General features: G+C 71.1%; 9 protein-coding genes. 8 read left to right on the top strand and 1 reads right to left on the bottom strand.

The window, feature by feature from the left end; translation table 11 throughout:
- Positions 1 to 747, bottom strand: a 747-nt coding sequence (locus P2P98_RS15015) for a GntR family transcriptional regulator (protein WP_275800942.1), incomplete at its 3' end; no start/stop codon positions are given.
- A gap of 131 nt (positions 748 to 878) precedes the next feature.
- Here P2P98_RS15015 and iolC point away from each other — a divergent pair.
- The 8 genes from iolC to P2P98_RS14975 all read left to right on the top strand — a co-directional run bounded on the left by iolC (position 879) and on the right by P2P98_RS14975 (position 10,013).
- Positions 879 to 1,838 (top strand): 5-dehydro-2-deoxygluconokinase, encoded by a 960-nt coding sequence (gene iolC / locus P2P98_RS15010; protein ID WP_275800941.1) that lies wholly within the window; start codon positions 879 to 881, stop codon positions 1,836 to 1,838.
- Entirely contained in the window at positions 1,835 to 2,731 is an 897-nt protein-coding gene (locus P2P98_RS15005; RefSeq protein WP_275800939.1) for a deoxyribose-phosphate aldolase, read from the top strand. Before iolC ends, P2P98_RS15005 begins: the two co-directional genes overlap by 4 nt.
- Before the next feature lie 18 nt (positions 2,732 to 2,749).
- On the top strand, positions 2,750 to 4,309 hold the full coding sequence (locus P2P98_RS15000; RefSeq protein WP_275800937.1) for a CoA-acylating methylmalonate-semialdehyde dehydrogenase: 1,560 nt from the start codon (positions 2,750 to 2,752) through the stop codon (positions 4,307 to 4,309).
- Positions 4,310 to 4,384: 75 nt separating this feature from the next.
- Positions 4,385 to 5,287, top strand: a complete 903-nt coding sequence (gene iolB / locus P2P98_RS14995) for a 5-deoxy-glucuronate isomerase (protein WP_275800936.1) — start codon at positions 4,385 to 4,387, stop codon at positions 5,285 to 5,287.
- A 17-nt stretch (positions 5,288 to 5,304) separates the two neighbouring features.
- The gene (gene iolD / locus P2P98_RS14990) at positions 5,305 to 7,221 is read left to right on the top strand and encodes a 3D-(3,5/4)-trihydroxycyclohexane-1,2-dione acylhydrolase (decyclizing) (RefSeq protein ID WP_275800934.1); all 1,917 of its coding nucleotides are present in this window, start codon (positions 5,305 to 5,307) and stop codon (positions 7,219 to 7,221) included.
- The gene (locus tag P2P98_RS14985) at positions 7,218 to 8,135 is read left to right on the top strand and encodes a sugar phosphate isomerase/epimerase (RefSeq protein ID WP_275800932.1); all 918 of its coding nucleotides are present in this window, start codon (positions 7,218 to 7,220) and stop codon (positions 8,133 to 8,135) included. The genes iolD and P2P98_RS14985 overlap by 4 nt, the downstream gene beginning before the upstream one ends.
- Before the next feature lie 43 nt (positions 8,136 to 8,178).
- Positions 8,179 to 9,189: an inositol 2-dehydrogenase gene (gene iolG / locus P2P98_RS14980; RefSeq protein WP_275800930.1), complete on the top strand. Its 1,011-nt coding sequence runs from the start codon at positions 8,179 to 8,181 to the stop codon at positions 9,187 to 9,189.
- Positions 9,189 to 10,013, top strand: a complete 825-nt coding sequence (locus P2P98_RS14975) for a TIM barrel protein (RefSeq protein WP_275800929.1) — start codon at positions 9,189 to 9,191, stop codon at positions 10,011 to 10,013. Before iolG ends, P2P98_RS14975 begins: the two co-directional genes overlap by 1 nt.
- Positions 10,014 to 10,145 lie beyond the last annotated feature (132 nt).

Genomic DNA, 10,145 nt, shown 5'->3' with positions numbered 1-10,145 from the left:
GAGCGTCGTCTCGAAGCTGTACATGTCGGGGCGGTAGCAGTGGTGTCCGAACTCGACGGGGCGGCCCGAGGCGTCGTACGCCACGCGCTCCATCGTCAATACGGGGCCGCCGCGATCGATGTCGAGCAGGCCGCTCTCATCGCCGTGTGCTCTGCGCGCGCCGATCTTCTGGTTGGCGACGCGGATCGTGACGCCGCGACCGCGCAGGATCTCGTACAGACCCCGCTCCTGCAGCTGCTCCGTCGTGATGTCGGAGAGCTCGAGCGGAAGGTAGTTGGTCAGGATCGCGACGGGCACACCGTCGGTCGAGCGCTGGCGGCGGAGGAAGACCACCTCGGATCCTTCGACGACGCTCAGCGCCTCGGCCACACTCGCGTCGGCGGGCCGCAGGCCGTGCTCGAGCACTCGTGTCCCCGGCTCGTGGTGCGAGCTCTTCAGGTCTTCGTAGAGGCTCGTCAGCTCGACCTGTCGGGTCACCTGTCCTTGCACGACCTGGGTGCCGATGCCGCGGCGGCGCACGAGCAGCCCCTTGTCCACCAGCGACTCCATGGCGCGGCGGATGGTGGGACGCGAGAGTCCCAGGCTCTCGGCGATCGCGATCTCGTTCTGCAGACGCGCTCCGGGGGCGATGCGCCCCGAGCGGATCGCTGCCTCGAGCTCGCGCGAGACCTGGAAGTAGAGGGGGATCGGGCCGGTGCGGTCGAGACCGCTCAGCAGGTCGCCGACGAGCACCACGTCCTCGGCCATGTGGCCACCCCTTCGAATTTGTCGCGACAACCTGACGATCATCGTAGCCACCGGGTGACTCTTCCGTCTGGAAGTTCGGTTGTGCTATTGTCAGGACAAATGGTATCCGCTTCGAGAAGTGAACGGCAACGATGACGAGCAACGCTTCCGCCCCCGAGGTGCTGGCCATGGGCCGACTCGGCGTGGACATCTATCCGCTGCAGACCGGGGTCGGCCTGGCATCCGTCGAGACCTTCGGCAAATTCCTCGGAGGCAGTGCCGCCAACGTCGCCGTCGCCGCAGCCCGCCTCGGCCACGACGTGCGCCTCGTTTCTCGCGTCGGCGACGACCCGTTCGGCCGCTACCTGCTCGACGAGCTCGCCCGTCTCGGCGTCGACAACCGTGACGTCCGCGTCGATGAGTCGCTGAAGACCCCCGTGACGTTCTGCGAGGTCTTCCCGCCCGACGACTTCCCGCTGTACTTCTACCGCGACCCCAAGGCACCCGACCTCAACATCGCCGAGGCCGAGCTCGACCTCGACGCCGTCCGGCAGGCCGAGATCCTCTGGTTCACGGCGACCGGACTCTCGGTCGAGCCCAGCCGCTCCACCCACCACGCCGCGCTCGCCGCGCGCACCTCGGGTCGCACCGTCTTCGATCTCGACTACCGCCCCATGTTCTGGAGCGACCGCGACGAGGCTCACGCGCAGATGGAACGCGCCCTCGCCCACGCCACCGTCGCCGTCGGCAACCGCGAGGAGTGCGACGTCGCCGTCGGCGAGACCGACCCGCAGCGCGCGGCCGACGCGCTGTTGGAGCGCGGCGTCGAGCTCGCCATCGTGAAGCAGGGACCCGAGGGCGTGCTGGCCAAGACGCGCGAGGAGTCGGTGGTCGTGCCGCCGTACCCCGTCGACGTCGTCAACGGTCTCGGCGCCGGCGACGCGTTCGGCGGCTCCCTCTGCCACGGACTCCTGCAAGGGTGGGACCTCGAGCGCATCCTGCGCTTCGCCAACATCGCGGGAGCCATTGTCGCCTCGCGTCTGGAGTGCTCGACCGCCATGCCCACCTCCGCCGAGGTCGAGCAGATCCTCGCGGCGGGAGCCCGGCGATGAACCAGGCGATCACCGACGAGCAGTTCGCCCGCCTGCGCGACATCCGCGCCACCGCGCCCGCTTCCATCGGCGCGATCCTGCGCGACCGCTCGCGCCGCGACATCCTCGGTCCCGACGGTCGCCTGTTCATCGTCGCGGCCGACCACCCCGCGCGCGGCGCGCTCTCGGTGGGCGAGAACGCCACCGCCATGGCCGACCGCTACGAGCTGCTCGACCGGCTCGCCCTCGCCCTCAGCCGCCCCGGCGTCGACGGCGTGCTGGCGACCCCCGACATCATCGACGACCTCGCCGTCCTCGGCCTGCTCGACGACAAGATCATCGTCGGGTCGATGAACCGCGGGGGCCTGCGGGGTGCATCGTTCGAGATGGACGACCGCATGACCGCCTACGACGTGCCGACCATGGCCGCGCACGGCGTCGACTTCGCCAAGACGCTCGTGCGGATCGATCTCGACGACCCCGCGACGGTGTCGACGCTGGTCGCGATGGCGCACGCCGTGACGCAGGCGGCCCAGGCGGGCCTCCCCCTCATGCTCGAGCCCTTCATGAGCCGCCAGGTCGACGGCCGTGTCGTCAACGACCTGTCGACGGATGCCGTGATCCTCTCGGTCGCGATCGCCTCGGGACTCGGTGCGAGTAGCGCCTACACCTGGATGAAGCTGCCGGTCGTCGACGACATGGAGCGGGTGATGGCGGCGACCACCATGCCGACCCTGCTGCTCGGCGGCGACTCCGGCGCCGATCCCGACGAGACGTTCACCGCCTGGGAGAGCGCCCTGGCTCTGCCGGGCGTGCGCGGCCTGACCGTCGGACGCACTCTGCTCTATCCGCCCGACGGTGACGTGGAGTCTGCCGTCGACACCGCGGCCGCCCTCGTTCACCGCGACCTCTGACACCCACGAAGGATTCCCATGAGCACGACACAGATCAGCGACGCATCCGCGCGGGACGACGCTTCGACGCCGACGATCGCGCACTGGTTCGACGGTGCCGAGGCGCCCTCGGCGAGCGGGCGCACCGCCCCCGTGTACAACCCCGCCACCGGTGCCGTGCGCGCGCACGTCGCCCTCGCCGATGACGCCGACGTGGAGGCCGCGATCGCCTCCGCCGAGCGCGGGTTCCAGGTGTGGAGCGGGTTCTCGATCGCGAAGCGCCAGACGGTGCTGTTCGCTTTCCGTGAGCTGTTGAACTCCCGCAAGCGCGAGCTGGCCGAGATCATCACCGCCGAGCACGGCAAGGTCGTCTCCGACGCGATGGGCGAGATCCTCCGCGGCCAGGAGGTCGTGGAACTCGCCACCGGATTCCCGCACCTGATCAAGGGCGCGTACTCCGAGAACGCCTCCACCGGGGTGGACGTGTACTCCCTGAAGCAGCCCCTCGGAGTGGTGGGGATCATCTCCCCGTTCAACTTCCCCGCGATGGTGCCGATGTGGTTCTTCCCCATCGCCCTGGCCGCCGGTAACGCCGTCATCGTCAAGCCCAGCGAGAAGGACCCCTCCGCCTCCCTGTGGATGGCGCGCCTCTGGAAGGAAGCGGGCCTTCCCGACGGCGCGTTCACGGTGCTGCAGGGCGACAAGCTCGCCGTCGACGGACTGCTCAACGCTCCCGCGGTGCAGTCGATCAGCTTCGTCGGCTCGACCCCCATCGCCCAGTACATCTACGAGACCGCGTCGAAGAACGGCAAGCGCGTGCAGGCCCTGGGCGGGGCGAAGAACCACATGCTCGTCCTCCCCGACGCCGACCTCGACCTCGTCGCCGACTCCGCCGTCAACGCCGGCTACGGCGCCGCCGGCGAACGGTGCATGGCCATCAGCGTCGTCCTCGCCGTCGAACCCGTCGCCGACGCTCTGATCGGCAAGATCACCGACCGCATCGCGAAGCTGCGCATCGGCAACGGTGCGGCCGCGATCACCGGCGGCACCGAGCCCGACATGGGCCCGCTCATCTCCGCGCAGCACCGCGACAAGGTGTCGTCCTACGTCGACATCGCCGAGGCCGATGGCGCGACCATCGTCGTCGACGGCCGCGGCTACACCGTCGACGGACACGAGGACGGCTTCTTCTTCGGCCCCACCCTCCTCGACGAGGTGCCCACGACCTCCCGCGCCTACACCGAGGAGATCTTCGGCCCCGTCCTCTCCGTCGTCCGCGTGAAGACCTACGACGAGGGCCTCGCCCTCATCAACAGCGGCGAGTTCGGCAACGGCACCGCCATCTTCACCAACGACGGGGGAGCCGCGCGCCGGTTCCAGAACGAGGTCCAGGTGGGCATGATCGGCATCAACGTGCCGATCCCGGTGCCCGTGGCGTACCACTCCTTCGGCGGGTGGAAGAAGTCGCTCTTCGGCGACGCCAAGGCCTACGGTGTCCACGGCTTCGACTTCTTCACCCGCGAGAAGGCCGTCACCAGCCGCTGGCTCGACCCCGCCACCCACGGCGGCATCAACCTCGGCTTCCCGCAGAACGACTGACACCCCGGCAGGGATGCCACGCGCCGGATGACGTGGCATCCCTCCCGCCCCCTTCCTGATAAGGACACGAGCACGATGAACCAACGGTGGTTCCACCGCCGCGGCGACCTCGCCCGGCCCGGGTGGCAGAGCGTCGTCGACGCGCAGACGCCCGGGTGGGCGCACACCGGCATCCGGATCGCGGAGCTGACCGCGACGGACGCCCTCGATCTGCCCGCGGGGGTCGAGAGCATCGTCGTCCCGCTCGCGGGGGCGTTCACGGTCGCGCACACGCGCGACGGACACACGACCGAGACGCGCCTCGCCGGACGCGCGTCGGTGTTCGCCGGTCCGACCGACGTGCTCTACGTCTCGGTCGCCGAGACCGCGCGCCTCTCGGGCGTCGGTCGCGTGGCGATCGCGACGTCGCCGACCGACGTCGACAAGCCCACCGTGCACATCCCCGCAGCGAGCATCCCCGTGGAGCTGCGCGGAGCCGGACGCTCCAGCCGTCAGGTGCACAACTTCGGCACCCCCGACGCCCTCGACGCCGCGCGGCTCATCGTGTGCGAGGTCATCACGCCCGCCGAGAACTGGTCGTCGTACCCGCCGCACAAGCACGACGAGCACCTCCCCGGCCACGAGTCGCGCCTGGAGGAGATCTACTACTTCGAGACCGCCCCCGTGGGCGGATCGGATGCCGCCGCCGACGGCGCGTTCGGCATGTTCAGCACCTACTCCTCGCCCGCGGGCGAGATCGACATCAACGCGATGGTGCGCACCGGCGACATCGCCCTCGTGCCCTACGGCTACCACGGTCCGGCCGTCGCCGCCCCCGGCTACGACCTCTACTACCTGAACGTCATGGCGGGTCCCGACCCCGAACGGGCGTGGCTCATCAGCGACGATCCCGCGCACGCCTGGGTGCGCGACACCTGGACGGGGCAGTCGTTCGACGACCGGCTCCCGTACACCGACGACGAGAAGGGCTCCTCCTGATGGGTGCAACGAGACGGATGACGGTCAGCCAGGCGCTCGTGGAGTTCCTCGCCCACCAGTGGACCGTGGACGGCGACATCCGCGAACGCACGATCCCCGGCGTCTTCGGCATCTTCGGGCACGGCAACGTCGCGGGCGTGGGCCAGGCGCTCAAGCAGCTCAACGTCGACGAGCCCGACCTCATGCCCTACTATCAGGCGCGCAACGAGCAGGCCATGGTGCACCAGGCCGTCGGCTACGCGCGCGTGCACCGCCGTCGCGGCACCTACGCCTCCGCGGCATCCGTGGGTCCGGGGGCGGCGAACATGCTCACGGGCGCGGCTCTGGCGACGGCCAACCGCCTGCCCGCCCTGCTGCTGCCCAGCGACACCTTCGCCACGCGCGTGGCCGACCCCGTGCTGCAGCAGTTGGAGCAGCCGTGGGACATCGGGCTCACCGTCAACGACGCGTTCCGTCCGCTGTCGCGCTTCTTCGACCGCGTGCAGCGGCCCGAGCAGCTGTACTCGATCGCCCTCGCGGCGATGCGGGTCCTCACCGACCCCGCCGAGACCGGCGCCGTCACGATCGCCCTCCCCGAGGACGTGCAGGCCGAGGCGCTCGACGTGCCCGTGGAGTTCCTGCAGGACCGCGAGTGGCACGTGCGTCGGCCCGTGCCCGAGCGCGGTCCGCTCGAGCGCGCCGTCGCCGCGATCCGCCGGGCGAAGAAGCCGCTCATCGTCGCCGGCGGCGGCGTGATCTACTCCACCGCCGAAGACGCCCTGCGCGCGTTCGTCGAGGCCACCGGCATCCCCGTCGGCACCACGCAGGCCGGCGGCGGCTCGCTGCCCTGGGACCACCCCCAGTACCTCGGCGGCGTCGGGGCCACCGGGAGCCTCGCCGCCAACCGCCGTGCGGCCGAGGCCGACCTCGTCATCGGCATCGGTACGCGCTACAGCGACTTCACCACCGCCTCGCGCACGGCGTTCCAGAATCCCGACGTGTCGTTCGTCAACGTCAACGTCGCAGCCTTCGACGCGTACAAGCACGGCTCTCAGCTGCCCGTGATCGCCGACGCCCGCGAGGCCCTGGTCGCCCTGGCCGACGCCCTCGCCGGACACCGGGTCGACGAGGCGTACGCCCGGACCATCGCGCGCGAGAAGGGCGAATGGGATGCCGTCGTCGACGAGGCCTTCGCCCCGTCGGGGCTGACTCTCCCCGGCCAGCCCGAGATCATCGGCGCGGTGCAGGCCGCCAGCGCGCCGCGCGACGTGATCGTGCAGGCCGCGGGTTCGCTCCCGGGCGACCTGCACAAGCTGTGGCGCGTGCGCGACGCGCTCGGGTACCACGTCGAGTACGCGTTCTCGTGCATGGGGTACGAGATCGCCGGGGGCCTGGGCGTCAAGCGCGGGCTGCTCGCCGACGGCGACGACCGCGACGTGATCGTCATGGTCGGCGACGGTTCCTATCTCATGCTCCACACCGAGCTGCTCACCGCGGTCGCCGAGGGGCTGAAGATCATCGTCATCCTCATCCAGAACCACGGCTACGCCTCGATCGGGCACCTCTCCGAGACGGTCGGCTCCGAGCGCTTCGGCACGAAGTACCGCGTGTACGACGACGCCGAGCGCAACTTCCAGGGCGAGACGGTGCTGCCCGTCGACCTCGCCCTGAACGCCCGCAGCTACGGCATGGACGTCATCGAGATCGACCCGGGCGCCGACGCGATCACCGCGCTCTCGGAGGCGATCGCCACGGCGAAGGCGTCGGAGCGGTCGACCTTCATCCACATCAACAGCGACCCGCACATCTACGCCCCCGACAACGACGGGTGGTGGGACGTGCCGGTCGCGGCCGTGTCGAGCATCGACAGCACGCGCGCCGCGCGCGACACCTACGACAGACAGGTCACGGCGCAGCGACCGCTGCTGGGCGACCGGATCGGAGACGACGAATGAAGGCGACCGTCGCGGGGGCTCCCGTGAGCTTCGGAGTGTTCGAGCTGACCCCGGAAGGCGCGGACACGGTCAGCGCCGACGAGATGGGCGCGGCACTGCAGGCGGCGGGCTACCGCGGCATCGACCTCGGTCCGGTGGGCTTCCTCGGTCGGGGTGCCGACCTGCGCGCGCGCCTGACCCGCTTCGACCTGCAGCTCGCCGGGGGATGGGTGCAGCTGCCCTTCTCCGACGACGAGGCGTTCACGGCATCCCTTCCCGATCTGCACGAGGCTCTCCGACTCTTCGCGGATGCCGCCGAGCTCGGCCCCGACCGCCTGCCGCTGCCCACGCTCGCCGACGCGGGATCGCCCGAGCGAGCGGGCAACCCGGGCCGCGGGGCGGAGGTCGACCCCGTCGATGCCGATCGCGCGCACCGACTGCACGAGAACGTGGGACGCGCGGCGACCATCGTGCGCGACGCCGGGTTCGAGCCGACGTTCCACCATCACGCGGGCACCTTCGTGGAGTCGCCCGTCGAGATCGACGCGTTCCTCGCCGGCACCGACGTCGATCTCACCCTCGACACCGGCCACCTCTTCATCGCCGGGGGAGACCCCGTCGCCGCCGTCGATCGCTGGGGCGGGCGCATCAACCACCTCCACCTCAAGGACGTCGACCTCGCCGAGCTCCGTCGCGTGCTCGCCGCGGGCGGGGGCATGGCCGAGGTGTGGTCGTCGGGCTCGTTCGTCGCGTTCGGCCGGGGCGACATCGACCTGGCGGCGGTGATGGATGCCGTCGACCGCCGCGGCTTCGACGGGTGGATCGTCGTGGAGCAGGATGTGCTCAACGCCCCCGACGTCTCGATCGACGCCTTCCGCGCCGATCGCACCCGCGACCAGACCCTCAACCGCGAGGCCCTGCGCCCCTGGGCGTGACCGGTCCGCCCCGCTTCCCCTCTCCACAGACAGGACCTCTTCCGTGACCTCTTCGCCCCTCCGCTTCGGACTCATCGGTACCGGCCGCATCGGCCAGGTGCACGCCGCCAGCATCGCCGCCGACCCCGACGCGACCCTCGCGTGGGTGGCCGACCCCTTCGTCGAGGGCGCGCGCAGCATCGCCGCGCAGTTCGGCGGTGAGGCCACCGACACCGCCGACGACCTGTTCGTGCCCGGACGTGTCGACGCGATCCTCGTCGCCTCGCCCACCCCCACGCACGTCGACCTCATCGCGCGCTCCGTCGAGGCGGGGCTGCCCGTGCTGTGCGAGAAGCCGATCGACCTCGACATCGCGCGCGTCGAGGCGCTGCGCTCGACCGTCGCGGCGTCGGGCGTCCCCGTGGCCCTGGGCTTCAACCGGCGCTTCGACCCGGCGTTCGCCGAGGCGCGGGCGCGGCTCGCCGCGGGCGAGATCGGCGAGCTCGAGCAGCTGACCATCATCAGCCGCGACCCGGCCGCGCCCCCCGCGTCGTACATCGCGGTGTCGGGCGGGATCTTCCGCGACATGACGATCCACGACTTCGACATGGCCCGCTTCTTCCTCGGCGACATCGTCGAGGTGCAGGCCACCGGCTCCACCACTTTCGACCCCGGTGCCCGCGAGCACGGCGACTTCGACACGGCCGTGACGGTCCTGCGGGCGGCCGGCGGCGCGGTCGCCACGATCATCAACTCCCGGCACAGCACGGTCGGCTACGACCAGCGCATCGAGGTCTTCGGCAGCACGGGCACGCTCGACGTCGGCAACCAGGGCACGAGCCTCGTGCGGGTCTCGAACACCTCGGGCGTCGACACGCACCGCCCCTTCGAGTCGGCGATGGTCACGCGCTACACGCCCTCGTACCGCGCCGAGCTGCGCGAGTTCATCGCGCTCGCCCGCGGCGGGGCGTCGACCAGCCCCACCTTCGATGACGGCCGTGCGGCACTGCTGCTCGCCGACGCCGCGCAGCGCTCCGCCGAAGAGCGCGTCGTCGTCGCGGTCGACCTGAGCTGATGGGCGGGCCGCGCCCGACGGCCACCGTCGGGGTTCCGGCATCGCCGGCGGGGTACCGCCTCGCGGCATCCGCGGAGATGCTCTTCGTCGACCTGCCGTTCGTGGAGCGCGTGGCGCGTCTGCACGAACGCGGGTTCGAGGTCGAGATCTGGGACTGGAGCACGAAAGACCTTCCCGCCCTCACGGCGACGGGGGCCGTGTTCTCGTCGATGACCGGATACCTGCGCGGCGACCTCGTCACCGACGACGGAATCGCCGAGCTGCTGCGCACGGCTGAGCTGTCGCTGCGCGCCGCCGACGTGATCGATGCGCCCCGGCTGAACCTGCACGGAACGGGATTGGATGCCACGGGACAGCCCGTGCGTCCGGGCGCCGACATGTTGCCGATGCAGTGGGAGGTGGCCACGCAGACGCTCGGCCGTCTTGCCGAGATGGGCGAACGCGCGGGCCGCGTGTTCACGCTCGAGAACCTCAACCTCGAGGTCGATCACCCCGGCACGCCGTTCGCGCGCGCCGCGGACACCTTCGCGCTCGTGCGCGCCGTCGACTCGCCGGCGATGCGGATGAACCTTGACCTGTACCACGCGCAGATCGGCGAGGGGAACCTGATCGAGCTCGTGCGGCGCTGCCTGCCGTGGGTGGGGGAGATCCAGGTCGCCGACGTGCCCGGTCGCTGCGAGCCCGGGACGGGCGAGATCCGCTATGAAGCGATCGCGGCCGAACTGCGCCGCCTCGGGTACGACGGCGTGATCGGCCTGGAGGGGTGGGCCAGCGCCGGTCCGGACCGGGCGCTGGACGCCTTCCGCGCGGCGTTCTCGGCCTGACCGCGGAGCAGGGCGACCGGTGCGGGTCGCGTCGCCGTCGCCGCGCGCGGCCCGCGTTGGACCGCACCGCCCGAGCGCACGGCCCCGAGGGCACGGCCCCGAGGGCGCGGCCCCGAGGGCACGGCCCCGACC

Source organism: Microbacterium sp. Kw_RZR3, from assembly GCF_029222405.1.
In the GTDB taxonomy this organism is placed as follows: Bacteria; Actinomycetota; Actinomycetes; order Actinomycetales; family Microbacteriaceae; genus Microbacterium.
This window is presented reverse-complemented; position numbering and strand designations above follow the sequence as displayed.